The organism is Geodermatophilus sp. SYSU D00766 (genome assembly GCF_054049915.1).
The window spans coordinates 302,209-316,558 of the sequence record NZ_JBJGYI010000002.1; the positions used below are offsets into that span (position 1 = coordinate 302,209).

General features: G+C 77.5%; 17 protein-coding genes and 1 tRNA gene. 9 read left to right on the plus strand and 9 right to left on the minus strand.

Annotation, left to right across the window (positions count from 1 at the left end; genetic code table 11):
• The first annotated feature begins 2 nt into the window (after positions 1-2).
• Positions 3-1,217 carry a glycosyltransferase gene (locus ACI8AD_RS03380; protein WP_456869139.1) on the plus strand — a complete coding sequence of 405 codons (1,215 nt, stop codon included), beginning with the start codon at positions 3-5 and terminating at the stop codon, positions 1,215-1,217.
• On the opposite strand, the gene ACI8AD_RS03385 is transcribed toward ACI8AD_RS03380, so the two are convergent.
• A complete protein-coding gene (locus tag ACI8AD_RS03385) occupies positions 1,130-2,086 on the minus strand; it encodes a Gfo/Idh/MocA family protein (protein ID WP_456869140.1) in 957 nt (318 codons plus the stop codon). The genes ACI8AD_RS03380 and ACI8AD_RS03385 overlap by 88 nt on opposite strands.
• 241 nt (positions 2,087-2,327) lie before the next feature.
• On the opposite strand from ACI8AD_RS03385, the gene ACI8AD_RS03390 reads away from it, so the two are divergent.
• Positions 2,328-3,029, plus strand: a complete 702-nt coding sequence (locus ACI8AD_RS03390; protein ID WP_456869141.1) for a TetR/AcrR family transcriptional regulator — start codon at positions 2,328-2,330, stop codon at positions 3,027-3,029.
• 16 nt (positions 3,030-3,045) lie between these two features.
• On the opposite strand, the gene ACI8AD_RS03395 is transcribed toward ACI8AD_RS03390, so the two are convergent.
• The 3 genes from ACI8AD_RS03395 to ACI8AD_RS03405 all read right to left on the minus strand — a co-directional run bounded on the left by ACI8AD_RS03395 (position 3,046) and on the right by ACI8AD_RS03405 (position 5,065).
• Positions 3,046-3,642 (minus strand): TetR-like C-terminal domain-containing protein, encoded by a 597-nt coding sequence (locus ACI8AD_RS03395; protein WP_456869142.1) that lies wholly within the window; start codon positions 3,640-3,642, stop codon positions 3,046-3,048.
• Between the two features lie 114 nt (positions 3,643-3,756).
• Positions 3,757-4,089, minus strand: coding sequence for a hypothetical protein (locus tag ACI8AD_RS03400; RefSeq protein WP_456869143.1), 333 nt, complete (start codon positions 4,087-4,089; stop codon positions 3,757-3,759).
• An 85-nt stretch (positions 4,090-4,174) separates the two neighbouring features.
• The gene (locus ACI8AD_RS03405) at positions 4,175-5,065 is read right to left on the minus strand and encodes a 1,4-dihydroxy-2-naphthoyl-CoA synthase (RefSeq protein WP_456869144.1); all 891 of its coding nucleotides are present in this window, start codon (positions 5,063-5,065) and stop codon (positions 4,175-4,177) included.
• 65 nt (positions 5,066-5,130) lie between these two features.
• Between ACI8AD_RS03405 and ACI8AD_RS03410 the strand changes: the two genes are divergently transcribed.
• Positions 5,131-5,943, plus strand: a complete 813-nt coding sequence (locus ACI8AD_RS03410; protein ID WP_456869145.1) for an endonuclease/exonuclease/phosphatase family protein — start codon at positions 5,131-5,133, stop codon at positions 5,941-5,943.
• Here the strand turns inward: ACI8AD_RS03410 and ACI8AD_RS03415 are convergent.
• Both ACI8AD_RS03415 and ACI8AD_RS03420 read right to left on the minus strand, forming a co-directional pair.
• Positions 5,940-6,431 carry an NUDIX domain-containing protein gene (locus ACI8AD_RS03415; protein ID WP_456869146.1) on the minus strand — a complete coding sequence of 164 codons (492 nt, stop codon included), beginning with the start codon at positions 6,429-6,431 and terminating at the stop codon, positions 5,940-5,942. The genes ACI8AD_RS03410 and ACI8AD_RS03415 overlap by 4 nt on opposite strands.
• Positions 6,432-6,470: 39 nt before the next feature.
• Positions 6,471-7,019: a mycothiol transferase gene (locus ACI8AD_RS03420; RefSeq protein WP_456869147.1), complete on the minus strand. Its 549-nt coding sequence runs from the start codon at positions 7,017-7,019 to the stop codon at positions 6,471-6,473.
• 117 nt (positions 7,020-7,136) lie between these two features.
• Here ACI8AD_RS03420 and ACI8AD_RS03425 point away from each other — a divergent pair, with 117 nt between their 5' ends.
• Positions 7,137-8,246: an NAD(P)/FAD-dependent oxidoreductase gene (locus ACI8AD_RS03425; RefSeq protein ID WP_456869148.1), complete on the plus strand. Its 1,110-nt coding sequence runs from the start codon at positions 7,137-7,139 to the stop codon at positions 8,244-8,246.
• A gap of 6 nt (positions 8,247-8,252) precedes the next feature.
• Here ACI8AD_RS03425 and ACI8AD_RS03430 read toward each other — a convergent pair whose 3' ends face one another.
• From ACI8AD_RS03430 to ACI8AD_RS03440, 3 genes are all read right to left on the minus strand, one after another.
• Entirely contained in the window at positions 8,253-9,227 is a 975-nt protein-coding gene (locus tag ACI8AD_RS03430) for a GGDEF domain-containing protein (RefSeq protein ID WP_456869149.1), read from the minus strand.
• A gap of 176 nt (positions 9,228-9,403) precedes the next feature.
• Positions 9,404-9,490 (minus strand) — tRNA-Ser (locus ACI8AD_RS03435).
• Positions 9,491-9,627: 137 nt separating this feature from the next.
• The gene (locus tag ACI8AD_RS03440) at positions 9,628-10,119 is read right to left on the minus strand and encodes an ArsI/CadI family heavy metal resistance metalloenzyme (protein ID WP_456869150.1); all 492 of its coding nucleotides are present in this window, start codon (positions 10,117-10,119) and stop codon (positions 9,628-9,630) included.
• Between the two features lie 131 nt (positions 10,120-10,250).
• Between ACI8AD_RS03440 and ACI8AD_RS03445 the strand changes: the two genes are divergently transcribed.
• From ACI8AD_RS03445 to ACI8AD_RS03465, 5 genes are all read left to right on the plus strand, one after another.
• On the plus strand, positions 10,251-10,604 hold the full coding sequence (locus tag ACI8AD_RS03445) for a metalloregulator ArsR/SmtB family transcription factor (protein ID WP_456869151.1): 354 nt from the start codon (positions 10,251-10,253) through the stop codon (positions 10,602-10,604).
• Positions 10,605-10,609: 5 nt separating this feature from the next.
• On the plus strand, positions 10,610-11,344 hold the full coding sequence (locus ACI8AD_RS03450; RefSeq protein WP_456869152.1) for an aquaporin: 735 nt from the start codon (positions 10,610-10,612) through the stop codon (positions 11,342-11,344).
• Positions 11,341-11,751: an arsenate-mycothiol transferase ArsC gene (locus ACI8AD_RS03455; RefSeq protein WP_456869153.1), complete on the plus strand. Its 411-nt coding sequence runs from the start codon at positions 11,341-11,343 to the stop codon at positions 11,749-11,751. Before ACI8AD_RS03450 ends, ACI8AD_RS03455 begins: the two co-directional genes overlap by 4 nt.
• 56 nt (positions 11,752-11,807) lie before the next feature.
• Positions 11,808-12,647 carry a TSUP family transporter gene (locus tag ACI8AD_RS03460; protein WP_456869154.1) on the plus strand — a complete coding sequence of 280 codons (840 nt, stop codon included), beginning with the start codon at positions 11,808-11,810 and terminating at the stop codon, positions 12,645-12,647.
• A gap of 209 nt (positions 12,648-12,856) precedes the next feature.
• The coding region (locus ACI8AD_RS03465; RefSeq protein ID WP_456869155.1) for a protein kinase domain-containing protein at positions 12,857-14,350 on the plus strand (1,494 nt) is incomplete at its 3' end.

The window sequence follows — 14,350 nt, forward strand, 5'->3', positions numbered from 1 at the left end:
TCATGGACAGCGGCCCGTGGCTGCCGGTGCCGCCGGCCGGCTACGGCGGGCTGGAGAACGTCGTCGCCACGCTCACCACGGAGCTGCGCGCCCGCGGGCACACCGTCGTCCTCGCCGCGCCGGGCGACTCCCCGCTGCCCGTCGACGGGCTGGTCAGCGCCTTCCCCACCGGCCGGTTCGACCGGCTGGGCGCGCCCTACGCGCAGGTGGTGGGCACCGCGCACGCCCACGCCCTCGTCGTGGCCGAGGCCGCGACCGGCGCTCCCGAACCCTTCGACCTGGTGCACACCCACCTGGAGGTCGTCGGCCCGGCGCTGCTCGGCGCGCTCGGAGCGGCCGTCCCGCCGGTGCTGCACACGCTGCACTGGGACGTGCGCCGCAACGCCGACTTCTACGAGCGCTTCGACGGCCGGGGTCGGGTCTTCTTCGCCGGCGTGTCCGACAGCCAGGTGGCCCGCGGGCCGGAGCGGATGCGCCGGCAGACGCTGGGCGCGGTGCCGCTGTCGGTGCCGGTGGACGCGCGCCCGCCGGTGTCCCGCGAGGAGCGCGACGACGCCGTCCTCGTCCTGGCCCGCCTCTGCGAGCTCAAGGGAACCGACACCGCGGTGCGGGCCGCAGCCGCCGCGGGCGCCCCGGTGGTGCTGGCCGGGCCGGTCGGGCCCTTCCCCGACCGCGCCGCCCTCGACGCCGCGCTCGACGTCCCCGGGCACCCGGCGCTCGGCCACCCCGACGTCGTCTGGTTCCGCGAGCACGTCGACCCGCTGCTCGACGGCGACCGCGCCCGCTGGGTGGGCAGCGTGGCCGGGGAGGAGAAGGCCGACCTGCTGCGCCGCGCCCGCGCGCTGCTGTCGCCGGTGCGGTGGGACGAGCCGGGGGCGACGGCGGTGTGCGAGGCGCTGGTCGCCGGCACGCCGGTGGTCGCCACGGCCCGCGGCTGCCTGCCCACGCTCGTCGACGACGGCCGCACCGGCTTCCTCGCCGACGACGAGGCGGGCCTGGCCGCGGCCCTGCGCCGGGTCGGGACCCTCGACCCGGAGGTCTGCGCGGAGGAGGGCCGCCGCCGCTTCGCCCCCGCCGTCATGGCCGCGGCCTACGAGCGGCTCTACGGCGAGGTGCTGCGGCGCGCCGCTCAGGCCTCCAGCCGCACCCGCGACCCGGTCCTCGCCGACTCGGCGACGGCGACGGCGAGGCGGTGGGTGCGCAGCGCCTCGGCGTAGTCGACCAGGCCCTCGGCGCGGACGCCGGAGACCACCAGGTCGACGAAGGCCCGGTCGACCGCGGTGCGGGCGTCCACCGCGGGCTCGCGGTGCTCGACGCCCTCGGCCGTCGTCACGGTCAGCGACGTCTCGGTGAGCTCCACCGCCGCGCCCGGGCAGGAGAGCTCGAGGCCGGCGCGCGTCTTCGCCGGCTGCACGCACGCGGCGGTCAGCGTGCCCACCGCGCCGGAGGCGAAACGCAGCAGCGCCGCAGTGGCGTCGTCGACGTCCCGGGACGACGGGTCCGACGACGGCGCGGCCACCGCCTCGACCTCGGCCACCTCGCCGGCGAGCACGCGGGCCAGGTCCAGCACGTGCGTCGCCTGCTCGACCACCTGCCCGCCGGACCGCTCGGCCCGCGCCCACCAGGCCGGCGGCGGCACCTTGTCGTACCAGCTCAGCGACACCAGCCGCGGGGGGTGCGCCGCGCAGACCGCGCGCGCCGCGGCGACGGTGTCCAGGTGGCGCCAGTGGTAACCGGTCGCCGTCGGCAGGCCGGCCGCGGCGACGGCAGCGGCCACCTCCTCGGCGACGGCGAGACCGGCGCCCAGCGGCTTCTCGACGAACAGCGGCAGCCCGGCGCGGACCACCGCGAGCTCGAGCTCCCCGTGCGCGAAGGGCGGCACGCACAGCCACACCGCGTCGACCCCGGCGCGCAGCAGCTCCTCGACCCCCAGGGCGGGCACGCCGAGCTCCGCCGCGAGCGCGGCCCCCGCGGACGGGACCGCGTCGGCGACGCCCACCAGCTCCACGCCGTCGAGGCCGCGCAGCGTCCGCCCGTGCCGGGCACCCACCCCGCCGGCGCCGACCAGACCGGCCCGCAGCGTCACGCGGACCGGCCCTCGGACGCGGACCGGGAGGCGGGAGCGGTGCCGTGCGGGAGCGTGCTCATGGGCGAGGACTGCCCCGGCCCGCGCCCGCGGAACCCCGGCCCCGTGCCGAGGGCCCGCCGCCCGTGCGGCAGGATCGTCCGGGTGCCCGCCGGCCCGGAGCGGCCGCGTACCGTCGACTCCGGCAGATCCTGTTCCGTATCGCGCGAAGTGAGCACTCCCCGTTGATAGCGTCCGAACCGTGAGTGAGCAGCCCCGCCGCGCACTGAAGAAGGCCCGGACCCGCGCCCAGGTGCGCGAGACTGCCCAGCGCCTCTTCTGCGAGCGTGGCTTCGACTCGGTGACCATCGCCGACGTCGCCGCCGCGGCCGGGGTGGCCGTGCAGACGGTGTTCAACCACTTCGCGACCAAGGAGGAGCTCTACTGGTCCGGCCGGTCGCCGTGGGTCACCGGCCCCGCCGAGGCCGTGCAAAACCGGGCGCCCGGCGTACCCGCGCTGACCGCGCTGCGCGCGCACCTCACCGAGGCGATGGGGAGCTTCGTCGAGCGCCTGGGCGCGCCGGAGGGACGCTGCACCGCCGGTGACCTCGACCGGTCGGCCGCGCTGCAGGCGGCCGAGCGGGAGCTGCACCACGGGGCCGAGCAGCTGCTGCGGGCAGCCCTCGAGGAGGCGTGGACCGGCCCGGACGCCGACCGGCCCACGCCCGTCGACCCCCGGCTGACCGCCGGGCTGGTGGCCGCCACCTGGCTGGCGACCACGCGGACGCTGGTCACGGAGCTGCGCGACCGGCCGCCCGCTCCCGAGGAGGTCCCGGGGGTCGCCGCGCGCACCCGCGCGCTCACCGACCGGCTGCTCGCCCGGCTGGAGGACGACCTCGACGCCGACCTGCGGGCCGGCACGGCTCGGGACGACACGGGCGCCGGCGTGCTGCGCGCCGTCTGAGGGCGGGTCCGCGGCGTCAGCGGCGGGCGGGCTCCGCGGCCGGTGCGACGATCGGCATGAGCACCTCGTCGACGACCTGCTCGACGTGCTCGGCCACCATGGCGCCGTCGCCGGCCACCGTCAGCCGCTGCCACCAGAAGGCCTCGAGCACCGAGCGCAGCAGCGCCAGGCGCTCGGCCGGCACGTCCTCACCGTGCTCGGCCCACCGCGCCCCGAGCGTGTCGACGACCGCCGTCAGCGGGTCGACCAGGGCCGCGTCGAGGCCGGCCCGCAGGTCCTCGTCGTGCCGGGCGGCACCGACGAGGCTGGCCACGGCCCGCTCCTCGCGGGAGAGCGGCCGGCGCCAAGAGGCGACCAGCGCGACCAGGTCGGCGCGGGGCGAGCCCTCGTCGTCGGGTGCGCGCACCAGCCGGAAGCGGCTGACCGCCGAGCGCGCCAGCGCGGACATCGACGGCCAGCGCCGGTAGATGCCGGCCTTGCCCGCGCGGGCCCGGGCCGCGACCCGGTCGCTGTTGAGCCGGCCCCAGCCCTCCTCGGCGAGGATGTCGACGGCGACCGCGACCAGCTGCTCGGACAGCTCGGCGCTCAGCGGGCGCCCGGGGGTGCCGCTCACGAGCGGATCCGTTCGCACGTCATCAGGTTGTGCACTGCCTCATACTGGCGCGTGGATGGAGTGACCACAACGACCGAATTCCGACGACCGTGACCCCAGTGGCGAAAGGGCACGTCAGGCGCCCGCGGCGCTCTCCACGTGGACCTGCAGGGTGGCACCGTCGTCGCTGAGCCAGCCCCGCTCGCGGGCCTGCTCGACCATCCGGTCCCAGCGCTGAGCCCAGTCGGCGACGTCGGCGTCCGGCTCGGCCGCGGCCCGCAGCGCCGCGGCGTCGAGCCGGCCGGTGTCGGCGTCCTCCAGACGGCCGAGTCCGGCCGCGCGCAGGGCCTCGTCGGCCTCCTCGTCGGTCACCTGGCCGAGGGCCAGGTGGAGCCTGGTCAGGTCGTCGGTGTCGACGACCCGCACCTCGGGGCGCTCGTCGGCGCCGCCCACCACCTCGACGATCATGTGCGTCCTCTCCAGGTGACTCTCAGGTGCGGCCCCGTCCCGGGTCCCGCCCCGAGCCTGCGAGGGGTGGGGAGGACGGGGTCCTTCACACGTGCCACGGGAAGCGGGAGAAGTCGGGGTCGCGCTTCTCCAGGAAGGCGTCGCGCCCCTCCACCGCCTCCTCCGCCGCGTAGGCCAGCCGGGTGGTCTCCCCGGCGAACAGCTGCTGGCCGACCAGCCCGTCGTCGACCAGGTTGAACGAGTACTTCAGCATCCGCTGGGCGGTCGGGCTCTTGGCGACGATCCGCCGGCCCCAGTCCAGCGCGGTCGCCTCCAGCTCGGCGTGCGGGACGACCCGGTTGACCATCCCCATCCGGTGCGCCTCCTCGGCGGAGTACTCCTCGCCGAGGAAGAAGACCTCGCGGGCGAACTTCTGCCCGACCTGGCGGGCGAGGTAGGCCGAGCCGAAGCCGCCGTCGAAGCTGCCGACGTCGGCGTCGGTCTGCTTGAACCGGCCGTGCTCGGCGCTGGCCAGGGTCAGGTCGGACACGACGTGCAGGCTGTGCCCGCCGCCGGCGGCCCAGCCGGGGACGACGCAGACGACGACCTTCGGCATGAACCGGATCAGCCGCTGCGCCTCGAGGACGTGCAGCCGGCCGCTGCTGCGTCCGACCTGGTGCTCGTAGCCGTGCCGCCCGCGCACCCGCTGGTCCCCGCCGGAGCAGAACGCCCAGCCGCCGTCCCTCGGGCTCGGCCCGTTGCCGGTGAGCAGCACGCAGCCGACGTCGGTGGACAGCCGGGCGTGCTCGAGCACGGCGATCAGCTCGTCGACCGTCTGCGGCCGGAAGGCGTTGCGCACCTCGGGCCGGTCGAACGCGATCCGGACGACGCCGGCGTCGACGGCGCGGTGGTAGGTGAGGTCGGTGAGGTCGAACCCCTCGACCGGCCGCCACGCCGCGGCGTCGAAGATCTCCGAGACGTCGTCGCGGGCGCTCACCCGGAGAACGTAGCGAGTCCCGCCCGACCGGGCGCGGTGGCCGTCGCGCGGCTAGCGTCGCGGGCGTGCCCGACGGCGGAGCCCTGCGCGTGGGCACCCTCAACCTGGCCTCCGGGCGCGGTCCCGACGGTCGCGTGCTGACGGCGCCGCGGCTGGCCGCCGCCGTCGCCGGGCTCGACGCCGACGTCCTGGCCGTGCAGGAGGTCGACGCCTGCCAGCCCCGCTCCGGCGGCGCCGACCAGGCCGCCGTCGTCGCCGGGGCGCTGGCCGCGGCCGACTGGCGGATGGCCGCCACGCTCGACGGGACGCCGAGCCCGTTCCGCGGCACCTGGACCGCGGCCGACCCGGCGGGGCTGCGCGGTCCCGGGGACCCGGTGTCCGAGCCGGCGTACGGCGTCGCGCTGGTGTCCCGCCGCCCGGTGCGCCGCTGGGCGGTGCTGGGGCTGGGCACCGGGCGGGCGCGGCTGCCGCTGCGGGCCCCCGACCCCGGCACCGGCCGGCTGCGGACGTGGTGGGTGCCCGACGAGCCGCGCGTCGCCGTCGCCGCGTGCCTCGACGGGCTGACCGTGGTGGCCACCCACCTGTCGTTCTCGCCGCCGACGGCGGTCCGCCAGCTGCGCCGGGTGCGCCGGTGGGCGGCGACGCTGCCCGGCCCGGTGGTGCTGGCCGGTGACCTCAACCTGCCCGGCGGCGTGCCCGCCCGGCTGACCGGCGCGGCGCGGCTGGTGCAGGAGGCGAGCTTCCCCGCGCACGCGCCGCGACTGCAGCTGGACCACGTGCTGGCCCTCGGCCGGGCGGCGACCGGCCGCGACCCCGCCGTCCGGGCGCTGCCGGTGGGCGACCACCGGGCGCTGACGGTGACCGTCGAGAGGGTCTAGGCCGCCGTCCCGTCGGAGAGCAGCGGCCGCAGCCGGTCCATCGACGCGGCCAGGCCGGGGTGCAGCGTCACCTGGTGCAGCGACGCGAGCGCCACCCAGGCCACGCCGGTGCTCTCGCCGTCGAGCCGCAGCCGCGAGGGGTCCAGGTCGCCGACCGGACGGGCGAGCACGGTCGTGTAGGCCCAGCCGCCGTGGTCGTCGACCGACCGGGCGCCGAGCACCAGCTCGCGCGCGGCCAGGCCGAGCTCCTCCTCGACCTCCCGCAGCGCCCCCTGCTCGGCCGTCTCGCCCAGGTGCAGCGCGCCGCCCGGCGTCCCCCAGGTGCCGCCGTGGTGCGACCACAGGGCGCGGTGCTGCAGCAGCAGCTCCGGGCCGGCGGCGCCGTCGCGGTGCACCAGCAACCCGGCGGCGCCGGCGCGGCCCCAGTGGCGGTGGCCGAGCGAGCAGGTGGTCCAGCCGTCGGTGGGGGTCAGCCCGCTGGTCGCCACGTCCCCATTCCACCGCACCGGCAGCGCCTCCGCCCCGGGTCAGTCCCAGCTGGGAGCGGCGATGCCCTGCGCCTCGGCCTCCAGCTGCCAGGCGCCCTTGCCGTCGATCGACTCGCGGATGACGTCGGCGTGCCCGGCGTGGCGGGCCTGCTCCTCGACCTGGTGCAGCAGCAGGAGGCGGACCGTGGTCACCGTGCCCCACGGCAGCCACCGCGCGACGCCGTCGGGGACGTCGACCACCCGGTCGAGGTCGCGCTCGGCGCGCACCACCTCCTCGGTCTCGCGCGCCACCTCCCCATAGCGGCCGAGCAGCACCGGGACGGTCTCCTCCGGGGTCAGGGTGAAGCCGGCCATCCAGCCGGACTGCGGGTCGGCCTCCAGCGCGTGCGGACGGCGCCCGACCAGCCCGGCGACGTGCGCCCGCTCCCCCTGCGCGACGTGCTTGACCAGCGCCGACAGCGACAGCGCGCTCGCGCTGGGCGTGGCCCGGGCCTGCTCCTCGGTCAGGCCGTGGAGGGCGTTGCGGAGGGCGCTGCGCTGGCCGGCCAGCAGGCCCAGCAGCAGGTCGCGCTCGTCGGGTGCGGGCACGGTTCCTCCTCGCGGACGCCGGTGCCGCCATCCTGCGCCGCACGAGCGGGACGGACCAGGGCCGCAACCGCGCCGCCCCGGTGGCCCCCGGCCGCCGCGCTGCCTAGCGTCGCCGTCGTGGAGCGCTGGGACGTCGTCGTGGTCGGGGGTGGCCCGGCGGGCGCGGCCGCCGCGCTGTCCGCCCTGCGCACGGGCGCGTCGGTGCTGGTGCTCGACCGGGCGGACTTCCCGCGCGACAAGGTCTGCGGCGACGGCATCGCCCCGGAGGCGCTCGACGTGCTGGCCGGGCTGGGGGTCGACGTCGCCGCGCTCACCGCCGGGTACGCGCCGGCGCCGCGGCTCTCGCTGCGCTCCCCGGGCGGCGCCGCCGTCGAGCGGACCACGCACCGGCCGTCGTCGGTGGTGCCGCGGGAGGTGTTCGACGCCCGCCTGCTGGCCGCCGCCCTCGACCGGGGCGCGGTGCTGCGCCGGCACACCGTCCGCGCGGTCGCGCCGGGACCCGACGGTGTCGTCGTCGACGGTGTGCTCGCCGCCGGGGTGCTGGTCGGCGCCGACGGGGCGGAGTCGGTGGTCCGGCGGGCGCTGGGGCTGCGGCGCAACCGCGACGACCGGCTGGCCGTGGCGCTGCGCGGCTACGCGCCGGAGCCGCCCGGGCAGGCCGGCACGCAGGTGCTGGTGACCACAGAGCAGCGCTGGCCGGCGTACGCGTGGTCGTTCCCGCTGGGCGACGGACGGGTCAACGTCGGGTACGGCGAGCTGGTCTCCGGCGGGGCGAACCGGGCGGCGCTGGTCGAGGGTCTGCACCGGCTGCTGCCCGGCGTCGAGCCGGAGGGCCTGCGGGCGCACCGGCTGCCGCTGTCGACCGGCCGGCCGCGCCAGCCCGACGGACGGGTGCTGCTGGCCGGCGACGCGGCGTCGCTGGTCAACCCGATGACCGGTGAGGGGATCTTCTACGCCGTCCTGTCGGGGGCGCTGGCGGGCGCCGCGGCGTCGTCGGGGGCCGGCGCGGGCGCGGTGCACCGGCGGGCGCTGCGCCGCCGGCTGGGGGCGCACCACCGGTCGGCGTCGGCGGCGTCGTGGATCAGCCGGTGGCCGGTGGTCATGGACGCGGCGTTCCGCGCGGCGGCGGCCGACCAGCGGGTGTTCGACGACGTGGTGGCGCTCGGGCTCGCCGACGGCCGGCTGACCGCCCGCGCCCTCACCGCCGCCGTGCGCCAGCTCCGCTGAGGAGCGCTAGGCGGGGGCGACCTCGACGCGGCCGCGCCCGCCCCGCTTGGCGCGGTAGAGGGCCCGGTCCGCGGCGGCGTAGAACTCGCGGCGGCCCAGCACGCCGGCGCGGCAGTGCGCCACCCCCACGCTCACCGACATGGCCAGCAGGCTGCCGTCGGGCAGCGTGAGCGGGGTGGACAGCACGGTCTCCAGCACCGACTCGGCGCGGGCGACGGCCACCTCGGAGCTGCAGCCGGGCAGCAGCACGGCCAGCTCGTCGCCGCCCAGCCGGGACAGGACGGCGTCGCCGGCGCGGATCTGCCCGCGGACGATCCCGGCCAGGTGCACCAGCGCGTCGTCGCCGACGGGGTGGCCGTGCTCGTCGTTGATCTGCTTGAAGGAGTCGACGTCGAGCAGCAGCAGGGCCGTGCCGTCGTCCCCGGAGCCGGTCAGCGCGACGGTCAGGGCGTCGTCGAGGACGCGGCGGTTGACCAGGCCGGTGAGGGTGTCCACGGTGGCCTGCTGCTCGAGGGCCTCGACCAGCCGCTCCTGCACCGCGCAGGAGCGCTCGAGCATGGACGCGACCACGGCGAGCACGACCCCGGTGATGAGGACGTCGCTGATCCCGACGTCGAGGGGGACCAGCAGCGGCACGACGACGGCGTTGGCCAGCACCGCGGTCGCCGTCACCCCGGTGACCGCGGCCCGGCGCAGGTGCGACGCCGCCCAGAGCACGGGGAAGGCGAGGAAGGCCTGGGCGCCGGCCGAGGAGTCCTGCGTGAGCAGGTTGAGCCCGCAGACGAGCAGCGCGCCCGCCGCACCGGCCGCCGTGAACAGGCCGGCGCGGTCGAGGCGCTCGGGGTCGGCCGACCGGACGGCGACGGCGAGGGCCACGAGGAGGACGACCCCGGCCCAGGAGGCCCCGGTGCTCAGCCAGCTCGCCGCGTTGGTGCCGAACGTGCTGACGACGGCGAGGACGAGGGCGGAGACCCCCAGCATGAGCACGAGGGACCGTGCGGCGGCCCTCGGCTGCCGCGCTCTCAGTCCCCGGGGAGCGGCCACACCTGATCCTTCGGCCGCAACGGGCCGTTGCCCTGAGCCGACCCACCCGAAGGGGGCAGGTGTCGGCGCGGACGGCGTGCCGGGCGGCCCCGGCACAGGTGCCGGCGTCGGTGCGGAGGGCGTGGGATTCGAACCCACGATGGGTGTGACCCCATAGCGGTTTTCAAGACCGCCGCCATCGGCCGCTAGGCGAGCCCTCCTCCGAGCCCCGCCCTGCGGCGGTCACCGCAGGGCGGGAGCTGGGGATGCTGACGCTACCTGCCCCCGGACCCGGCCGGCGTGCGCACCGGCGGGCGACCGTGGGACCGCAGGACGGCGGCGGTCACCCCGCCGAGGGTCAGCAGCATGCGGCCGCGGCGACCGGGGCAGCGGGAGAGGCCGAGCCGCCGGGGTCGGTGGACGTGCAGCAGGCCCCGCCGTCGGTACCGGCGGCCGCGGCAGCGGTGCCGCCGGAGAAGGTGGGGCTGTCGGCGAGCACGGTGTAGACCTCCCACCGCTCGCCGCTCGGCGTGTTCTCCACCCAGAACTTGGTCTGCGTGGCGTAGCAGCAGGTCGAGTCGCGCTCCTCGGTGGTCGCCAGGCCGACCGCGGCGAGACGGTTCCGCTCGGCGTCGACCTCCTCGACGGAGGCCACCTCGACGCCGAGGTGGTTCAGCGTCCCGCCCGACCCCGGGTTCTCCAGCAGCACCAGCTTCAGCGGCGGGTCGGCGATGGCGAAGTTGGCGTACCCCGGCCGGGTCTTGGCCGGCGCGACGCCGAACAGCTCGGCGTAGAAGGCGGTCGCGGCCTCGACGTCGTCGACGTTCAGGGCGAGCTGCAGACGGGACACGGTTGACCTCCTGGGGTGCCGGCGCGGACGCCGAGGCATTGACGGTTGTCGATGGCTGACTGTGCCGCTAGTATCGACGACTGTCAATGGGTCCGCGGGAGCGGGCCGCGAGGACGGAGGGGACCGACCCGATGACCGCCCGCGAGCTGCCCGTGCTCGACCCACCGGACGTGGCCTGCTGCGCGCCGCTGTCGGTCGAGGTGCTCTCCGAGCCCGGCGCGGAGACCCTCGCCCGGCAGTTCGCCGCCCTGGCCGACCCGGTCCGGCTGCGGCTGGTGTCGCTGCTGGCCACCGCCGAGGGCGGCGCGGTCTGCGTGTGCGACCTGACCGAGCCGGTCGGCCGCAGCCAGGGCACGGTGAGCCACCACCTGCGGATCCTGGTGGAGAGCGGGCTGGCGACCAGCGAGAAGCGCGGCCGCAACGTCTGGTACGCCGTCGTCCCGGCCGCGCTCGAGGCGCTGCGCGCGGCCCTGGCGACCCGCTGACCGGGGTGGGCTCGGCGCTGGCGCGCAAGGCCCTCGCCGAGGGGCTCGGCACGCTGCTGCTGGTCACCACCGTGGTCGGCTCCGGCATCGCCGCCCAGCGGCTGTCCCCGGACGACGTCGGCCTGCAGCTGCTGGAGAACTCGCTGGTCACCGGCGCGGTGCTGGTCGCGCTGATCCTGGCGCTCGGGCCGGTGTCGGCGGCCTTCAACCCGCTGGTCACCCTCGCCGAGCGGGCCTTCGGAGCCATCACCGGCCGTGAGGCCGTGGTGTTCATCGGCGCGCAGTTCGTCGGCGGTGCGGCCGGCGCGGTGCTGGCCGACCTGATGTTCGGCCTCCCTGCGATCGAGCTCAGCACCCGCGACCGGTCCGGCGGCGGGCTGTGGCTCGGCGAGGCGGTCGCGACGTTCGCCCTGCTGCTGGTCGTCTTCGGCGTGGCCCGTTCCGGCCGGGCGTCGCACGTCGCCTACGCCGTCGCGGGGGTCATCACCGCCATGTACTGGGCCACGAGCAGCACGTCCTTCGCCAACCCCGCGGTCACCGCCGCGCGCACCCTGTCGGACACGTTCGCGGGCATCGCGCCGTCGTCGGTGCCCGGCTTCGTGCTCGCCCAGCTCGCCGGCGCCGCCCTCGCGGTCGGCGCCGTCCGCCTGCTCTACCCGGACGCCGCCGCGGTCGCCGGGGAGCTCGCCGACACCGGCCGCGGCGACCGCCGACACTCCTCCTCGGAAGGCACTCCATGACCTCCAGGCCCTCCGTCCTGTTCAGCTGCGTGCACAACGCCGGCCGGTCGGTCGCCGCGGCCGCCCTGCTGCGCCACCACGGCGGCGACCGCGTCGAGGTCCGCAGCGCGGGCTCGCAGCCGGGCACCGAGGTGAACCCGGTCGTCGCCCGGGTGCTCGCCGAGCGCGGCCTGCCGGTGACCGACCACACGCCGACCAGGCTGCGGTACGACCTGGTCGAGGCCGCCGACGTCGTCGTCACCATGTCGTGCGGGGAGACCTGCCCCTACGTGCCCGGCAAGCGGTACGAGGACTGGCCGGTCGACGACCCGAAGGGCCAGGACCTCGACACCGTGCGGCGCATCGTCGACGACCTCGACACCCGGGTCCGCGCCCTGCTCGCCGAGCTGGTGCCGCCGGTCGCGTAGGACCGGGGAGCCTCGCACGCTGTCCGGTGGGGACGCCGCCCGGATACCGTGCGCCCGTGGCGGCGGCCGGGGACGAGACGCCGGCCGGCGCTCCGCTCACCGACAGCCGTCCTCCCCGCCGTCGGCCGGTCCCGGCGTTCGCCGCCGGGGCCGCGGTCGGCCTCCTCGGCGGACTCGTCGGTCTGGGCGGTGCGGAGTTCCGGCTGCCGCTGCTGATCGGCCTGTTCGGGTTCCTCGCCCTGCAGGCGGTCGTCGTCAACAAGGCGATGAGCCTGGTCGTCGTCCTGGTCGCCGTCCCGTCGCGGCTCTCCGCGGTCCCGCTCGACGCCGTCGCCGCGCACTGGCCGGTCGCCGTCAGCCTGCTGGCCGGCAGCCTGCCCGGCGCCTGGGTCGGCGCGTCCTGGGCCACCCGGGTGCGCGCCGCGACCCTCCACCGGGTCCTCGGGGCCCTGCTGCTCGGCATTGCGGCGGTGTTCGCCGCCCACCACCTCGACGTCGTCCCCCACCCGGAGCTGCCCACCGCCGTGCAGGCCGTCGCGGGCGTGGTCGCCGGGTTCGGCATCGGGGTGGTGGCCGCCGTCATGGGCGTCGCCGGCGGCGAACTGCTCATCCCGACGATCACGGTGCTGTCCGCCGTCGACGTGAAGCTGGCGGGCAGCCTGTCGCTGCTGGTCAGCCTCCCGACGATGCTCGTCGCGTTCTCCCGCTACAGCCGCGACCAGGCGTTCGGCGTGCTGCGGGCCGACGGCCGCTTCGTCCTGGCGATGGCCGCCGGGTCCGTGGCCGGTTCGGTGGCCGGCGGCCTGCTGCTCGGCGCCGTGCCGGCGGTGGTCCTGGTGCCGGTGGTGGTCGCGCTGTTGCTCCTCTCGGCCGTGAAGGTCTGGCGGCACGGCTGACGGGCCGACGCGCCCGGCGGTGCCCGTCCCGCGGCGGCCCGGCGGGTAGATTCCCGGGCGCCGGCCCGTCCCCCTCCCGCGCGGACGGGCCGCACCGTGCCGCGCCGCGGGGCGCACCCCGGCGCAGCCCGCTGACCCGTGCCGAGGGAGGCCGCCCGCCGGCCGGCGCGACGTCCGACGGCGATCGACCGAGAGCGGAGCGGCTGGCCATGACAGCGACCGGGGACCTGCTGGGCCACCGGTACCGGCTCGGCACCATGATCGCCGGCGGCGGCATGGGCGAGGTGTGGCGCGCGCAGGACACGCTCCTGGAGCGCACCGTCGCGGTGAAGCTGCTGCGCCGGGAGTTCACCGGCGACCCGGCCTTCCTCCAGCGGTTCCGCGCCGAGGCCCGGCACGCCGCCCTGCTCAACGACCCGCACATCGCCGCGGTGCACGACTACGGGGAGGCCGAGGGGCCCACCGGGACCCTCCCCTACCTCGTCATGGAGCTCGTCCACGGCACCCCGCTGTCGGACCTGCTCGTGCAGCGGGGGCGGCTCGACGTCGCGCTCACGCTGCGGATCGTGCGCCAGACGGCGGCGGCGCTGGCGGCCGCGCACGCGGCCGGCGTCGTGCACCGCGACGTCAAGCCGGCCAACGTGCTGGTCACCGCCGACGGCGACGTGAAGATCACCGACTTCGGGATCGCCTGGTCGGCGTCGAGCCTGCACCTCACCCGGACCGGGCAGGTCCTCGGCACGGCGCACTACCTCTCCCCGGAGCAGGCCGACGGCGTCCCCGCCAGCCCGGCCAGCGACGTCTACGCGCTGGGCGTGGTGGCCTACCAGTGCCTGGCCGGCCGCGTGCCGTTCGACGGCGAGGGGCCGGTGCAGATCGCGCTGGCGAAGATCCGGCAGCCGGCCCCGCCCCTGCCACCGGACGTGCCCGGGGACGTGCGCGACCTCGTCGCGCGGGCCATGGCCCGGGACCCCGCCGCCCGGTTCCCCGACGGGGCGGCCCTGCGTGACGCCGTCGACGCGCTGACACCGGTCGCGGCGACCCCGCCGGAGGTCGAGGGGGACCGGCACGCCACGGCGGTGCTGCCGTTCCCGCTCGCGGCGACCGGACCCGCCACCGCTGCGCCCCCCGGCCCCTCCGCCGGCGACACCGCGGTGCACGAGGGCACCGCGCCGGAGGACCCGCCGCGCCGCCGCCGGGTGTGGCCGGCCGTCGCCGGCGCCGCCGTCGCGGCGGCCCTGGTCGCGCTCGGTGTCTCCGGCCTGCTCGGGAGCGCGGGCGAGGACGCGTCCTCCCCGCCGGCCGACGCCACGGCGGCGACCACGACCAGCAGCGCCCCCGCTCCGCCGAGCACGGTCCGGCTCGACCCCGCCGCGCTGGTCGGCCGGCCGGTGACCGACGTGGAGGCCGAGCTCGCCGCCCTGGGCCTGCAGGTGCAGCGGCGTCCGCTCACCACCTCCGACGTCGCCGACGGGCTGGTCATCGCCGTCGACCCCGCCGGGGAACTGCTGCCCGGGCAGTCGGTGACGCTGACCCACGCTGTCGCCCCGCCCCCGGCCCCCGCCCCCACCGCCGCGCCCACCCCGGGGGGGGGGGGGGGGGGGGGGGGGGCGGGGGCGGGGGGCGGGGGGGGGCGGGGCCCGGGGGTGCGGGACGGCGGGGGGGGCGGGCCCGGCGCGGACTACGACAACGACAGACTGCCG

Bases quoted from the DNA above. Each gene is read 5' to 3' on its own strand.
- ACI8AD_RS03455 (WP_456869153.1), top strand. From the start codon at position 11,341: ATGACCTCCAGGCCCTCCGTCCTGTTCAGCTGCGTGCACAACGCCGGC.
- ACI8AD_RS03380 (WP_456869139.1), top strand. From the start codon at position 3: ATGGACAGCGGCCCGTGGCTGCCGGTGCCGCCGGCCGGCTACGGCGGG.
- ACI8AD_RS03445 (WP_456869151.1), top strand. From the start codon at position 10,251: ATGACCGCCCGCGAGCTGCCCGTGCTCGACCCACCGGACGTGGCCTGC.
- ACI8AD_RS03400 (WP_456869143.1), bottom strand. From the start codon at position 4,089: ATGATCGTCGAGGTGGTGGGCGGCGCCGACGAGCGCCCCGAGGTGCGG.
- ACI8AD_RS03430 (WP_456869149.1), bottom strand. From the start codon at position 9,227: ATGCTGGGGGTCTCCGCCCTCGTCCTCGCCGTCGTCAGCACGTTCGGC.